This window comes from Micromonospora sp. WMMD737 (assembly GCF_049179055.1).
Lineage (GTDB): Bacteria > Actinomycetota > Actinomycetes > Mycobacteriales > Micromonosporaceae > Micromonospora > Micromonospora reichwaldensis.
Genome location: NZ_JBMHMH010000001.1, coordinates 4,836,267 through 4,850,822 on the forward strand (window position 1 = coordinate 4,836,267; position 14,556 = coordinate 4,850,822).

The following is a 14,556-nucleotide window of genomic DNA, read 5'->3' on the forward strand; positions in this document are numbered from 1 at the left end:
GACAGGACAATGGCCTGATGCCCGTCGTCGAAGCGGTGATCACCGTGCCGGTCCCACCCGAGCTGGCCTTCGCGGTCTCCCAGACCACGGCGCCCGTGCGCTACCGGTGGGACCCGTTCGTGCGGGAGCAGCACTTCACCGACGGGGCGACCCGGCCCGGCAAGGGGGTGCGGACCTTCACCCGGTCCCGGCACGGCCTGGTGATGGTCAGCGAGTACGTCTCCTGGGCCCCGCCCAGCCACGTCGGGATGAAGATGGTCCGCGGGCCGTGGTTCTTCGAGATGTTCGCCGGCGGTTGGCGGTTCGCGCCCGCCCCGGAGCCCGGCCACACCGTCGCCACCTGGCGGTACAGCTTCCGCTGCCGGCCCGCGTTCCTCCGCCCGGTCGCGGACCGGATCGGCTCCTGGCTGCTCGGCCGCGACATCCGCCGCCGGATCGCCGGGTACGCCGCCGGCTGCACGGACCCCGAGGTGCTGGCCGCCGCCCGCCGGTCACTCACCGCCGACGACTGACCCCTCCCGCGGTACGCGCACCCCGCCGGGATCTTGGCGGGGTGCGGCCCTCGGAAGGGCGCAGAACCTCCAAGATCTCAACCAGCTGCGCCGAGGGTCGATGCCGGTAGGGTCGGCGGGTGAGCCGCGCGAACTTCCGCACCCTGTACCACGGGCAGGCATCCGGTGCCAGCTCGGGTTACGGCCTGTTTCTGATCCGCCGATCAGGGTCGTGGGCGCAGCACTGGGCATCGGTCAATCGGGGAGTGCAGCCTGTCCCGCCACCGCCGCTGGTCGACCTCGCACGTGAGACGGTCATCATCCTCTCGGTAGGGACCCGCCCCGTGCTGGGCTACGACGTCACGATCGAGGACGTGACCGTGCGGGAGACGACCCTGGTGGTGACGGGCGTCGAGAGTCGCCCCGTGGGCATGGCAACACTGGACATGGTCTGTTCACCGGTGCACATAGTGGCGGCACGATTCGGCCCCGAGGCCTTCGAGGACATGCTGCTGAACCTGCACATCAAGCCCGCTGAGATCATGTGATCCGGTGGCACGGAGGACCGCGGAAGGGCGGCACGCACCGCACCGCATCGCCGACAACAGCGCCGTCCGTCGACGCCAGGGGCCACATCCGGGCCCGTCGGGGCGGGGCAGGCCGCACAATGTTTCACGTGAATCATGAGCCGGGCGCCGAGATCCACCACATCGACCCGTTCGCCGTGCCCGCCGACCAACGCTCGCCCGTACGCCGGTTGCGGGGTCGGCTGGCGTCGCCGGTGACGCTCTGGACGGCGCCGGAGCCGGCGGGCCTGACGGTCTCCTCCACGCTGGTCGCGGAGGGCGAGCCGGACCGGCTGCTCGGCCTGGTCGACCCGGAGTCCGACCTGTGGGCGGCGGTCGAGTCAGCCGGCCGCTTCGCGGTGGCCCCGCTCGGCCCGGCGCACCGGCAGCTCGCCGACCGGTTCGCGGGCCTCTTCCCGTCCCCCGGCGGCCTGTTCGCCACCGGCGCGTGGACCGACACCCCCTACGGCCCGGTGCCGGCCGACGCGGGTGGCTGGGCGGGGTGCCGGCTCGACTCCGCCCGCGAGTACGGCTGGGGCCTGCTGGTGGAGGCCACCATCGAGGCCGTCGAGCTGACCGGGGAGACGGACCCGCTGCTGCACTACCGGGGCCGCTACCGCGAGCTGACCTGACGACCGTCACCGGCGACCGTCCGGCCCACCCGGGCGACACCCGCTACCGGTGAACGGAGTGAGCTGCGTCACTCGGCGCAGCCACCGTGCCGTTCGGCGCAGCCGCCGACCGGCGTCGATCTCGCCCTTCCGTGGCGGGGAGCGCGCTTTCTACCGTGCGCGAAACTCCCCACGCCTGTGAAGGTGGTGATCCACGAATGTCCACGGACACACCCGCGTCCACGCCGTCGACCTCGGCGGCGGACCGGTACCTGGCCGTGCAGCGGTCGGACGAGTTCGCCGGGTTGCGGCGCACGCTGCGCGGCTTCATCTTCCCGATGACCGTCGCGTTCTTCCTGTGGTACGCGCTCTACGTCATCCTGTCCGCGTACGCGCGGGACTTCATGGGCACGAAGCTCTTCGGCAGCAACATCAACATCGCCCTCGTCTTCGGCCTGCTCCAGTTCGTCTCGACCTTCCTCATCGCCTGGCTCTACTCGCGGTTCGCCGACCGCAAGATCGACCCGGTCGCCGACCGGATCCGCGCCGAGATGGGGGAGGTGAGCAATGAACACGGTCCTCGCGGCTGAGGCGGGCAGCACCACCGCCCGCAACCTCACCATCACGCTCTTCCTGGTCTTCGTGGCGGTGACCCTGGCCATCACCATCTGGGCCAGCCGGCAGACCAAGACCGCCACCGACTTCTACGCCGGTGGCCGGTCCTTCTCCGGGTTCCAGAACGGCATGGCCATCGGCGGCGACTACATGTCGGCCGCCTCGTTCCTCGGCATCGCCGGCATGATCGCCCTCTACGGCTACGACGGCTTCCTCTATTCCATCGGCTTCCTGGTCGCCTGGCTGGTGGCGCTGCTGCTGGTCGCGGAGCTGCTGCGCAACTCCGGGCGGTACACGATGGCCGACGTGCTGGCCTTCCGGATGCGCCAGCGCCCGGTGCGGACCGCCGCCGCCGTCTCCACCATCACGGTGTCGATCTTCTACCTGCTGGCGCAGATGGTCGGCGCGGGCGCGCTGGTCGCCCTGCTGCTCGGCATCAAGCCGGGCACCACGTTCCTCGGCATGGACGCCGACACCGCCAAGGTCGCCACCATCATCATGGTCGGCGCGCTCATGATCGTCTACGTCACGGTGGGCGGCATGAAGGGCACCACCTACGTGCAGATCGTCAAGGCGTTCCTGCTGATGGGCGGCGCGACGATCATGACGGTGCTGGTGCTGGCGAAGTACAACTTCAACCTGTCGGAGCTGCTCGGCGCCGCCGCGGCCTCCTCCGGCAAGGGCGACGCGCTCCTCGGGCCGGGGTTGCGCTACGGGGTCGAGGTGGCCGGCGACGCGACGCAGACCTTCTACAACAAGATGGACCTGCTGTCGCTCGGCATCGCGCTGGTGCTCGGCACCGCCGGCCTGCCGCACATCCTGATCCGCTTCTACACCGTGCCGACGGCGAAGACGGCCCGCAAGAGCGTGCTCTGGGCGATCGGCATCATCGGCACCTTCTACCTGCTCACCCTGGCCCTCGGCTTCGGCGCGGCGGCGCTGGTCGGCAGCGAGGCGATCACCGCGCAGGACAAGGCCGGCAACACGGCCGCGCCGCAGCTCGCCGAGGCACTCGGCATCGAATTCCTCGGCGGCGATCTCGGCGGGGCGACCCTGCTCGCGGTCATCGCGGCGGTCGCCTTCGCCACGATCCTGGCCGTGGTGGCCGGCCTGACCCTGGCGTCCTCGTCCAGCCTGGCGCACGACTTCTACGCCAACGTGATCAAGGACGGTAAGGCGTCCGAGCGGCAGGAGGTCAGGGTCGCCCGGGTCTCCGCCCTGGTGATCGGCGCGATCTCGATCGTGCTGTCGATCTACGCGCAGAACCTGAACGTGGCCTTCCTGGTGGCGTTGGCGTTCGCGGTGGCCGCCTCCGGCAACCTGCCGGCGATCCTCTACAGCCTGTTCTGGCGGCGGTTCAACACCTCGGGCGCCGTGTGGGCCATCTACGGCGGCCTGCTCTCCGCCGTACTGCTGGTGTTCTTCTCGCCGGTGGTCTCCGGCGCGGCCACCTCGATGTTCCCGGAGCACGACTGGCAGTGGTTCCCGCTGTCCAACCCCGGCATCCTGTCCATCCCGTTCGGCTTCCTGTGCGGGTGGATCGGCACCGTGATCTCCAAGGAGCACGACGAGCAGAAGTACGCGGAGCTGGAGGTGCGTTCCGTCACTGGCGCCGGCGCCCACTGACGACCCGACGGCTGCAAGGAAGGGCCCCTTGTCATCGCCTGGCCGAGGACAAGGGGCCCTTCCTTGCGTCAGGGCGGCCCGGGGCAGTGGGTAGGCTGACCGGCATGAACGCTGTTGCCCGCTTCGGACCCGGTCACCGCATCCTCGTCACGGGCGGCGCCGGCTTCGTACCGTCGCACCTGGTGGACTCCCTGATCGCTCGCGGCTGCACCGTGGTCGCGCTCGACAACTTCATCACCGGGTCGAAGGAGAACGTCGCCCACCTGCTGGACGAGCCGAACTTCACCCTGGTCGAGGCCGACATCTCCGATGGTCTGCCGACCCACCACCCGGCGATGGCCGAGCGGTTCGACGCCATCCTGCACATGGCCTCGCCGGCGAGCCCGACCGACTTCGAGAAGCTGCCGGTGGAGATCCTCCGCGTCGGCTCGGTGGCCACCCTGCACCTGCTGGAGCGCGCGGTCGCCGACGGCGCCCGCTTCCTGATGGCCTCCACCTCCGAGGCGTACGGGGACCCGAAGGAGCACCCGCAGCCCGAGTCGTACTGGGGCAACGTCAACCCGATCGGCATCCGCGCCGTCTACGACGAGGCGAAGCGCTTCTCCGAGGCGGCCACCATGGCCTACCACCGGAGCCGGGGGCTCGACACGGCCATCGTCCGGATCTTCAACACGTACGGCCCGCGGATGCGCCCGGACGACGGCCGGGCCATCCCGACCTTCATCTCGCAGGCGCTGCGCGGCGAGCCGATCACCGTGCACGGCACCGGCAACCAGACCCGTTCGATCTGCTACGTGTCCGACCTGGTGCACGGCATCCTGCTGCTCCTCGACTCCCGCGAGACGGGGCCGATCAACTGCGGCACCGAGCACGAGATGAGCATGCGGCAGCTGGCCGAGACGATCGTGTCGCTCACCGGAAGCAGCTCCGAGGTGACCTACATCACCCGCAGCGCCGACGACCCGGAGATGCGCCGCCCGGACCTGACCCTCGCCCGCGAGCTGCTCGGATACGAGCCGACCGTGGCGCCCGAGGACGGCCTCCGCCGCACGATCGAGTACTTCCGCGAGCGGATGGTCTAGCGAACGCCCGCCGCCGACGCACGCGTCGGCGGCGCCACAGGGCGACAGTGGCTACGCGTACGTACCCTGAGTTACATGTCAGCGACCATGCCCGCCGGAGTTCCACTCCCGCACCTGCACCGCAGCGCCGGTCGCGCCTCGGTGCCCGGCCCCGGCCGGGACGCCGGACGCGCCCGGCCCGCCGAGGCCCGCTGGTCCCCGGCAGCGGACGAGCCACGGGCCGGCGGGCCCGGCGGTCCCGCGGGGCCGGGCGGACCGACCGGGCCAGGCGGACCGACCGGACCGGACCGGCCGGGCCGGGGCGGCGTCCGCCCCCGCTGGGGCCGGATCGCCCTGGTGGCCGGCGTGGCAGTGCTGGTGCTCGCGCTGCTCGGCGGGGTGGGCGCCTGGTTCTACGCCCGCGGCCTCGACGACGACCTGGCCCGCACCGACCCGTTCTCGGAGATCACGGGGGGCCGCCCGGCCAAGGCGGTGGACGGCGCCCTGAACATCCTGCTGGTGGGCAGCGACTCCCGGGACCCGGACGCCCCGGTGGACAAGTCCAGCAAGTGGCGGGCCGACACGATCATCGTGATGCACATCCCGTCGGACCACCAGAAGGCCTACCTCGTCTCCATCCCCCGTGACCTCTACGTGCCGATCCCGGAGGGCGCCAACGCCGACTGCGGCAGCGGCCAGCGGGGGAAGATCAACGCCGCCTTCGCCTTCGGCGGGCTGCCGCTGGCCGTCCGGACGGTGGAGTGCTTCACCGACGTGCGGCTCGACCACGTGATGGCGATCGACTTCGCCGGCTTCAAGCAGGTCACCGACGCCCTCGGCGGCGTCGACCTGAAGGTCGAGCGGACCGTCACCTCGATCCACAAGCCGTACCGGACGTTCACCAAGGGCACCAACCACATGGACGGCGCCGAGGCGCTGGACTGGATCCGGCAGCGCAAGCAGTTCCCGGACGGCGACTTCGCCCGGATGCGGCACCAGCAGGAGTTCCTCCGCGCCCTGATGGACAAGGCGGCGAGCACGGGCACGCTGACCAATCCGAAGAAGCTGAACGACTTCCTCAAGTCGGTCACCGCCGCGGTCACCGTCGACCAGAGCTTCTCGCTTGTCGACATGGGGATCCAGTTCCGCAACCTGCGCGGCGAGAACCTCACCTTCGTGACCAGCCCGCACGTCGGCAGCCAGACCATCGACGGTGAGTCGGTGGTGGTCTCGGACAAGGAGAAGGCGCTGACCATGTACAAGGCGATGTCGGCCGACACCATGACGGCCTGGGTCGAGGCCAACCAGAAGAAGAAGGACGGCGCCGGAAACTGACCAGCTCCGCCGGCCGGCCCTCCCGTGATCGACGGACGTCATCACGATTCGGAGGGCCGGCCGAGCGCTTCCTGTGAGCCAACCGCCGACCAGCCGTATCGATCTGTCCGTTCGGTCAGTTTTCCTGGATGACGGCCGTACGAACGGTATTTGACGGTCGGACGACCTCGCCAGGACGGGAAAGCGTCCGTAAAGTGATCCCGCCCCCTGACAAACGCGAGCTGGAGCACGCATGCCGGTTCAGACCAGCCGTCGCCCTCCGGCGCTGGAGTCCCCCCGTGGCCCGGTCCGGGCCTCCACGAGCATCCCGAAGCAGCCCGTAAAGGGCGGCAGGCCCGGTGGCGGGTCCGCGAAGAAGCGGTCGCGCCGCAAGGACCCGCTCTGGGCCCGACTCACGCTGATCTTCGGCGCCGTGCTGATGGTGGCCAGCGGTGCGGCCATCGTCGGCAGCAAGGCGCTGATCAGCAGCGCCACCGGCAACATCGCCCAGCGCAACCTCCTCGGTGACGCCGGCAAGACCGACGCCGAGGGTGGCGCCAGCCTGGACGGCCCGATCGACATGCTGCTGCTCGGTGTGGACGCCCGGGAGCGGTGGGCCGCCGACGACGTGCGGGCGGACAGCATCATCGTGCTGCACATCCCGGCGACGCACGACCAGGCGTACCTGATCTCGATCCCCCGGGACACCGAGGCCCAGATCCCGGCCTTCAGGCCCAGCGGCTACAAGGGCGGCACCGACAAGATCAACGCGGCGTTCCAGGCCGGCGCCCGCAACGGCGGCGGCTGGGAGGGCGGCGCCCAGTTGATGGCGCAGACGATCAAGAAGATGACCGGGATCAGCTTCGACGGCGCGGCCATCATCAACTTCGGCGGATTCAAGAACGTCATCGAGGCCCTCGGCACCGTGCGCATCTGCGTCAAGCAGGAGGTCGAGTCGATCCACATGTCGTACGTGGACGGCAAGCCGATGTGGAACGCGGACGCGAAGAAGACCGGCAAGCAGCGGACGCCCGTGGTGCACAAGAAGGGCTGCCGCGAGATGGAGGGCTGGGCGGCGCTGGACTACTCCCGGCAGCGCAAGAGCCTCAAGAACGGCGACTACGACCGGCAGCAGAACCAGCAGCAGCTGATCAAGGCGATGGCGAAGAAGGCCACCCAGGACGGGACGCTGACCAACCCGATCAAGCTGAACAAGCTGATCGACGCGGCCGGCAAGGCATTCATCCTCGACACCGCCGGCGTGCCGGTCCCCGACTTCGTCTTCACCATGCGCGGGGTGACCGGCAACGACCTCGTGATGCTGAAGACGAACGGCGGCACCTTCCACAGCGACGGCACCCGCGAGACGCTCAGCGCCCAGACGATGGACATGTTCCGCGCGGTGAAACAGGACAAGCTGGCCGAATTCGTCTTCGCCAACCCCGAGGTGGTCTCCAACCGCGAGTAGCCGGGCCCGCGCGTTCCGCCCGGCGGGTGGCTTCACGCGGGATCCGGCCGGCGGGCCGACGTCGGCAAGCGGCCGGGGCCGCGCAATGTCGGTGAAGCGGCCCGGACCGCCGTGGTCGGCTCGTAACCTGACGTGAGAGGGATTCACGTACGGGTCGCGGGGAGGCGTCACGTCCAGATCGACGGGCGACGGTCGGGGCCGGTCCGGGACCGACACCCGGCCCGCCCGGCCGCCCCGCGTCCGCTGGCCCCGGCTGCTGCTCGGCCTGGGCCTGGCCCTGGTGCTGCTGGCCGGGCTCGCCGTGGCGGGCCTGGAGGTGCTGAGCGACCGGTACGACCGCAGCGTCGTCCGGGAGCAACTGCTCGACCCCACCGCCCGCCAGAAGCGCACCGACCCCGAGGGGCCGCTGAACTACCTGCTGGTGGGGACCGACCGCTGGCAGAGCGGCAGCGCGGCGGACCGACGCTCGGACACCATCCTCATCGTGCACGTCCCCGCCGGCGGGCGCGAGGCGTACCTGGTCTCCGTCCCCCGGGACCTGCTCGTGGCCATCCCCGCCGGCAACGGCTACGGCGGCGGCCAAGACAAGATCAATGCGGCGTACGAGCACGGCGGCGGCGGCCAGCCGGGCACCCGCCTGCTCTCGGCCACCCTGTCCCGGTTGACCGGCATCCGCTTCGACGGCGCGGCCCTGATCGACTTCTCCGGCTTCCGCAAGGTCATCGACCTGCTCGGCGGCGTACGCATGTGCGTCGACACCGAGGTCCGCTCGATCCACACCGACCGCGTCTTCGCGCCCGGCTGCCAGCAGATGGACGGCGGTGAGGCGCTGGACTACGTCCGCCAGCGCTACGACCTGCCGGACGGCGACTACGACCGGCAGACCCACCAGCAGCAACTGCTCCGGGCGGTGCTGGAGCGCACGAGCGAGACGTCGCTGCGGACCAATCCGGTCAAGCTGGACCAGGTGATCCGCGCCGTGGGCGGCTCGCTGACCGTGGACACCAACGGCGTACGGCTGGAGGACCTGGTGCTCGCGCTGCGCGACCTGCCGGCGGACGCGCTGCGCGGCGTTCAGGTCCCCTCCCACCCCCAGACCATCGACCAGGTGTCGTACGTGGTGCTCGACAACGGCGGGAACGGCCTCTTCGAGGCGGTACGCGGCACCCGCGTGCCGGACTGGGCGCGCGCCAACCCGCGGTGGGTCACCCGGCTGTGACGCCCGGGGGCGGCCCGCCGCCGGCCGCCCGGGCGAGGATCTAGGCTTGGCACGTGTTCGGATCCCAGGTTCCCACCGTGACCGTGACCGAGATCGCCGACGACGCGTACCTGCTCGACGTCCGGGAGGACGACGAGTGGAACGCCGGCCACGCTCCCGGCGCGCACCACCTGCCGATGATGGAGCTGCCGGCCCGGATCGCCGAGGTGCCGACCGACCGCGACGTCGCCGTCATCTGCCGCTCCGGCGGGCGCTCCGCACAGGTCGTCGCCTACCTGATGCGCAACGGCTGGGACCAGGTGCGCAACGTCGAGGGCGGGATGGGCGAATGGGCCGCCGCCGGGCGAGGAGTGGTCCGCGAGGACGGGCAGCCGGGCCGGGTCCTCTAGGACGGTCGGGATGGACGCCCCTCTCGTCTTCGCGCACCGCGGTTCCTCCCACGACCTGCCCGAGCACACCCTCGCGGCCTACCTGCGGGCCCTCGACGAGGGCGCGGACGGGCTGGAGTGCGACGTCCGGCTGACCCGGGACGGCCACCTGGTCTGCGTGCACGACCGCCGGCTCGACCGCACCAGCAACGGCCAGGGACTGGTCAGCGCCCGTACCCTCGCGGAGCTGGAGGCGCTGGACTTCGGCTCCTGGCACCCCGGCTGCGCGCCCGCCGACGGCGACGAGGTGCTGGACGAGTCGCACACCCGGCTGCTGCCCCTGGAACGGCTGCTGGACGCGGTGCTGGCCGCCGGCAGGCCGGTGCGGCTGCTGGTGGAGACCAAGCACCCCTCCCGCCACGGCGGGAACGTCGAGCGCCGGCTCGTCGCGATGCTGCGCCGGTACGGCCTGACCGAGCCGAAACCGGACGATCCGGTACGGGTCACCGTCATGTCGTTCTCGCCGCTGGCCGTACGCCGGATCCGGGGGTTGGCCCCCGCGCTGCCCACGGTGCTGCTGCTGGACGTGCTGCCGCGCTGGGTGCGGCCGGGGCGGCTGCCGTTCGGCACCCGGATCGCCGGCCCCGGCGTCGCCCTGGTGCGCGCCCGCCCGCAGCTGGTGCCCGCCCTGCGGGCGGCGGGCAACCAGGTCTTCGTGTGGACCGTGAACGAGCCGGCGGACCTGGACCTCGTCCTGGCCGCCGGGGTGGACGGCATCATCACCGACCGGCCGGCGCACACGCTGGCCAGCCTGGGCCGCTGACCGGGGTGGCAGCGCACGGAGGCCCGGTCGGGCAGGGGTGTCCCCGGACTGGCCGGCGGGGCACACTCGGAGGATGCCGGAGCGCACCGACCTCTCCGCTCTCATCGCCGGCCACACCACGGTGATCGAAATGATCAACTCGGGCGGCACCGGCCTTCCGGTGCTCACCCACCTGCTCCGCGTGGCCCGGTCGGCGCTCGGCGCGGCGGGCACGGCGTTCGTCGAGTTCGCGCCGACCGGCGGCCGGGTGATCGCCGCGACCGGCGCCGCCGAGTGGGCCGTCGGCCACCCCGTGCCGGCCGACGACCCCGCCACCGTCTGCCTGCTCTCCGGCGCACGGGTGCGCCAGGTCCGCACGGACGAGCTGACCGGCAGGCTCTCCGCCGAGCTCGCCGAACGGGGCCTGCTCCGGATGGTGGTCTCCCGCGCGGAGATCGGCGGGCTGACGGTCGGCAGCCTGCACGTGCTCTACCCCGACGGCGACGACCCGCCCGACGCCGAGCAGCACGCCGTCGCGGGCTACCTGGCCTCCTGCATCGCCCACATGTACGGCGACCAGACCGGGCTGCCCGTGCATGGCGACGGGCCGGTGGTGGCGGCGCTGGCGGACGGCCTGGCCGTGGTCGACCGGGACAACCACGTCCGGCTCTGGAACCCGGCCGCCGCCCGGGTCACCGGCCGTTCCGTGGCCCAGGCGCTCAACCGGCCGTTGCCCTTCCCGCTGCCCCCGTCCGGGGAGGTGCGCGACCACCGGATGCCGGACGGCCGCTGGCTCACGATCACCTCCGGCGAGCTGCCCGGCCCCGGCACCCTGCGAGTGGTCACCTTCCGGGACATCACCGACCAGCAGCGCCGCGACCACGACCGGGACCTCTTCGTGGCGGTGACCAGCCACGAGCTGCGTACGCCGGTGACCGTGATCAAGGGCTATGCGGACACGCTCACCGACCACTGGGAGTCGCTGACCGAGGCCGACCGGCGGCAGGCCGCCCGCGTGATCGGGCAACGCGCCAACGAGCTGGCCCGGCTGGTGGACCGGCTGCTCTCCTCCGCCGCCGAGGCGGGGCCGGGCGACCAGCCTCCCGCCCCGTACGACCTCGGTGACGCGCTGCGCGCGGCGGCGGTCGACCTCCCGGCGGAGCTGCGGCAGCGGCTCGTCCTCCGCCTCCCCGAGGACCTGCCCAAGGCGCTCGGCCACCGGCTGAGCCTCGCCACCATGCTCACGGAGCTCTGCACGAACGCCGGCAAGTACTCCGAGCCCGGCTCGCTCATCGAGATCACCGCCGACGCGGACGGGTCGACGGTCTCCTTCCAGGTACGCGACCGGGGCATCGGCATCCGGCCGGAACACGTGGAGCGGGCCTTCGACCGGTTCTGGCAGGGCGAGTCGGGCGACCGCCGCCGCTACGCCGGGGCCGGGCTCGGCCTCTATCTCGTCCGTCGGATCGTTGAACAGCAGAATGGATGGGTATCCCTACGGCCGAGGGCCGGTGGCGGTACGGTCGCAGAGGTGCGGCTGCCCCGCGGGTGACCGGCGACGGGCAACGGGGGCGGGAAAGGGACGAAGGTGTCGACGGGAGCTGCCGATCGGGCATGGTGCGTGGTGGTCCCCCACCACGCCGCGGGGGCGCGGGTGGCGCGGCGACGCCTCGCCGAGGAGTTGGCCGACGTCGTACCCCCGCCGCTCCTGGCCGACCTCGTCGCGGTCCTCGCCGAGCTGGTCGGCAACGCGGTCCGGCACGCCGACCCGCTGCCCGGCGGAGTGGTCCGGGTGGCCTGGCGGCTGCGCGACTCGTCCGGCGGCCAGCAGGTGCAGATCCGGGTGACCGACGGCGGCGCCGCCGCGGGCCCCACGATGCGGATCGCCGACACCGAGGCCGTCGACGGCCGGGGGCTGCACATCATCTCGGGGCTGGCCGACCGCTGGGGCGTCGAGCGCGACGGCCTGGGCCAGAGCGTGTGGGCCGAGTTCGACCCCACCGGCGTCACCCGGTCGGACCTTGCCGTGGCCGGCTGACCGACCGCGAGGGCGGGTCCCGCCCCCGCCGGGCCGCCGGGGCCTCTAGGCTGTGTCGCCGTGAGCAAGCGTCGAAAGAGCCAGCGGGCCGCCGAAGCCACCCCCAAGCGGGAGAAGGTACGGGACATCTTCGTGCCCCGACCGTTCGAGGGGCTGACCGACGAGCCGGAGTGGATCGCCCTGCGGGAACTGGTGCCGGCCGCCTCCGCGCCGCTGCGGCTGGCCCCCGCCCTGGTCGAGGAGTTCGGCGACCGGGAGGTCACCCTGGCCACCGTGCTGCCGATGGCCACCCCTGCCATGACCAAGCCGGACGGGCGGGTCCTCATCGGGCTCCAGCGTCACCTCCAGTCGGGCGACGTCTCCCGGGACCTGGCCGAGGCGCTGCTCTGCGCACTGCGGGCCGAGCCGGGCCGACCGGTGCCCGTGCCGCCGCTGCCCGGCCCCGGCCCCCGGTTGCAGGACGTCCTCGCCGACGGCCCGCTGGAGGTCAGCATGCACGACGGGTTCGAGTTCTGGCTCGACCCGGGGGCCGGCGACGACCCGAACGTGCAGGCGTCCCTGGAGCGGGCGAACGCCGCGATCTACCCCACCGTACGGCTCGCCGCCGCCCGGGCCGCGTACTGGTGCCAGGTGCCGGAGAAGGCGCACGTGCGCTGGGTGCTGCCCGACGACGAGGACGCCGCGCTGGACGCGCTGTCCCGGCTGAGCGTCGCCGGCACGCTGGTGCTCGGCGAGGACACCCGCTTCGCGGGCATGTTCCGGGCCCACGGCCGGCTGGTGCCCGTGTGGGACCTGCCGGAGGACGTCCCGGCCGCCGACTGGGAGCAGCCGGTCGCCGACTTCGCCAAGCGGTACGCGGAGGCGCTCGCCGAGCCCACCCCGCTGGACGCCGCCGGCCGGCGGGCCCGCCACGGCCTGCTCGGCCGCCAACTCACCCTGCGCTGAGCCGGACACCCGCTCACCCTCCGCCCTCGCAGCCGCCGCGCCCGACTCGCGCGGCGGCTGCGGTGTGCGGAAGGGCCCCTTCCTGTACCGGATACGTCAGGAAGGTGCCCTTCCTGACACCGGCACGCCCAGCGGCTCGCGGACCAGCGGGCAGGACATGCAGCGTGGTCCGCCCCGGCCCGAGCCCAGCTCCGAGCCGGCGATCGGGATCACCTCGATGCCGGCCCGCTCCAGCTGCGCGTTGGTCTCCGTGTTGCGCTCGTAGCCCACGCAGAGCCGGGGCGCGATGGCCAGGGTGTTGTTGCCGTCGTCCCACTGCTCGCGTTCCGCGGTCACCGGGTCCAGGCCGGTGTCGATGACCCGGAGCTGGGGCAGGTCCATCGCGTCGGCGGCGGCCCGCAGGAACGGCGCCGGGCCGTCCACCCGCGGGTCCTCACCGTCCGCCCCGGCGATCACCGTGTACGCCGACAGCGTGTGGGCGATGTTCGGGTACATCAGCACGGCGTCGACGTCGACCATCGTGCAGACGGTGTCGAGGTGCATGGTCGCCCGTTCCTGGGCGATCGGGACGACGAGGATGGTGTGCGCGAGCCCGGCGGCGAAGACCTGCCGGGCGAGGCGTTCCGCGCCGGCGGGCGTGGTCCGCTCGCCCACCCCGACGGCCAGCACCCCCGGCGCGAGCAGCAGCACGTCGCCGCCCTCCAGGTGCTCCAGGCCGGGCTGGTAGACGAGCTCGGTGCCGGCGAAGCGCGGGTGGTGCCGGTAGATGGCGTCGGTCAGCGTGGTCTCCCGTCGCCGCGCCGGCATCGCCAGGCTGGTCACCCCGACCCGGTCGCCGACCCAGAACGAGGAGTCCCGGGTGAACAGCAGGTTCGGCAGCGGGTCGATGACGAAGTCGTGCCGGTCCATCAGGGTGTAGACGAGGCCGCCCGGGCGCTCCCGGCTGACCCGGAGCTCCTCGTGGGCCAGCCCGGCGATGAGCACGTCGGCGAGCGCGACGGGATCGAGGTACGCGAGGTGGTCGGCGACCCGGGCGCGCAGCGAGTCGCCGAGCCTGGGCGAACGGAGCACCTCCCCGGTGAGCTCGGCCCGCGCGTCGGCGACGGCGAGCGTCTCGGCGAGCAGGGTGGCAAGGTAGAGCACCTCGACGCCGCGCTCGCGCAGGGCGGCGGCGAAGGCGTCGTGCTCCTCCTGGGCCCGTCCGACCCATGGGATGGCGTCGAAGAGGAGCGAGTCGTTGTTCCGGGGGGTGAGCCGGGCCAACTCAGGACCGGGGCGGTGCAGCAGCACCGTCCCGAGCCGACCGACTTCGCTGTCCACGTAGTGGGTCACCCTCGCAGCGTAGGGCAGGGTTTGGCGGCATCCGATAAAACAGGGGTGGATGAATATGGCATTCATCCACACTCACTCCGGCGTTCCAACTTGCCGACAC

At 72.1% G+C, this 14,556-nt stretch carries 14 protein-coding genes and 1 pseudogene; 14 read left to right on the forward strand and 1 reads right to left on the reverse strand.

The annotated features are described in order from the left end of the window. Nucleotides 1-17 precede the first annotated feature (17 nt). From ACN27A_RS21245 to ACN27A_RS21310, 14 genes and pseudogenes are all read left to right on the forward strand, one after another. A complete protein-coding gene (locus tag ACN27A_RS21245) occupies nucleotides 18-512 on the forward strand; it encodes an SRPBCC family protein (RefSeq protein WP_421456187.1) in 495 nt (164 codons plus the stop codon). 119 nt (nucleotides 513-631) lie between these two features. After that, nucleotides 632-1,039: a protease complex subunit PrcB family protein gene (locus ACN27A_RS21250; protein WP_421456189.1), complete on the forward strand. Its 408-nt coding sequence runs from the start codon at nucleotides 632-634 to the stop codon at nucleotides 1,037-1,039. 98 nt (nucleotides 1,040-1,137) lie between these two features. Then, nucleotides 1,138-1,689, forward strand: a pseudogene (locus tag ACN27A_RS21255) (flavin reductase family protein); the annotation flags it as partial. A 197-nt stretch (nucleotides 1,690-1,886) separates the two neighbouring features. After that, the gene (locus ACN27A_RS21260) at nucleotides 1,887-2,258 is read left to right on the forward strand and encodes a DUF485 domain-containing protein (RefSeq protein WP_357580133.1); all 372 of its coding nucleotides are present in this window, start codon (nucleotides 1,887-1,889) and stop codon (nucleotides 2,256-2,258) included. Continuing rightward, the gene (locus ACN27A_RS21265) at nucleotides 2,236-3,909 is read left to right on the forward strand and encodes a cation acetate symporter (RefSeq protein WP_421456192.1); all 1,674 of its coding nucleotides are present in this window, start codon (nucleotides 2,236-2,238) and stop codon (nucleotides 3,907-3,909) included. The genes ACN27A_RS21260 and ACN27A_RS21265 overlap by 23 nt, the downstream gene beginning before the upstream one ends. Before the next feature lie 104 nt (nucleotides 3,910-4,013). Further along, a complete protein-coding gene (locus ACN27A_RS21270; protein WP_132240518.1) occupies nucleotides 4,014-4,991 on the forward strand; it encodes a UDP-glucuronic acid decarboxylase family protein in 978 nt (325 codons plus the stop codon). A gap of 75 nt (nucleotides 4,992-5,066) precedes the next feature. Beyond that, entirely contained in the window at nucleotides 5,067-6,305 is a 1,239-nt protein-coding gene (locus tag ACN27A_RS21275) for an LCP family protein (protein WP_421456195.1), read from the forward strand. Between the two features lie 232 nt (nucleotides 6,306-6,537). Beyond that, nucleotides 6,538-7,752, forward strand: a complete 1,215-nt coding sequence (locus tag ACN27A_RS21280; protein WP_421456198.1) for an LCP family protein — start codon at nucleotides 6,538-6,540, stop codon at nucleotides 7,750-7,752. A 280-nt stretch (nucleotides 7,753-8,032) separates the two neighbouring features. Then, a complete protein-coding gene (locus ACN27A_RS21285; RefSeq protein WP_421456201.1) occupies nucleotides 8,033-8,971 on the forward strand; it encodes an LCP family protein in 939 nt (312 codons plus the stop codon). 53 nt (nucleotides 8,972-9,024) lie between these two features. Beyond that, nucleotides 9,025-9,360, forward strand: a complete 336-nt coding sequence (locus ACN27A_RS21290; RefSeq protein ID WP_132240515.1) for a rhodanese-like domain-containing protein — start codon at nucleotides 9,025-9,027, stop codon at nucleotides 9,358-9,360. 10 nt (nucleotides 9,361-9,370) lie between these two features. Further along, nucleotides 9,371-10,162: a glycerophosphodiester phosphodiesterase gene (locus ACN27A_RS21295; RefSeq protein ID WP_421456204.1), complete on the forward strand. Its 792-nt coding sequence runs from the start codon at nucleotides 9,371-9,373 to the stop codon at nucleotides 10,160-10,162. Nucleotides 10,163-10,235: 73 nt separating this feature from the next. Further along, on the forward strand, nucleotides 10,236-11,693 hold the full coding sequence (locus tag ACN27A_RS21300) for a PAS domain-containing sensor histidine kinase (RefSeq protein WP_421456207.1): 1,458 nt from the start codon (nucleotides 10,236-10,238) through the stop codon (nucleotides 11,691-11,693). Between the two features lie 36 nt (nucleotides 11,694-11,729). After that, entirely contained in the window at nucleotides 11,730-12,179 is a 450-nt protein-coding gene (locus ACN27A_RS21305) for an ATP-binding protein (RefSeq protein WP_421456208.1), read from the forward strand. Between the two features lie 60 nt (nucleotides 12,180-12,239). Then, nucleotides 12,240-13,124: a DUF5926 family protein gene (locus ACN27A_RS21310; protein ID WP_421456211.1), complete on the forward strand. Its 885-nt coding sequence runs from the start codon at nucleotides 12,240-12,242 to the stop codon at nucleotides 13,122-13,124. Nucleotides 13,125-13,220: 96 nt separating this feature from the next. Here the strand turns inward: ACN27A_RS21310 and ACN27A_RS21315 are convergent, their stop codons facing one another. Next, the gene (locus ACN27A_RS21315) at nucleotides 13,221-14,456 is read right to left on the reverse strand and encodes an arginine deiminase (RefSeq protein ID WP_421456214.1); all 1,236 of its coding nucleotides are present in this window, start codon (nucleotides 14,454-14,456) and stop codon (nucleotides 13,221-13,223) included. Nucleotides 14,457-14,556 lie beyond the last annotated feature (100 nt).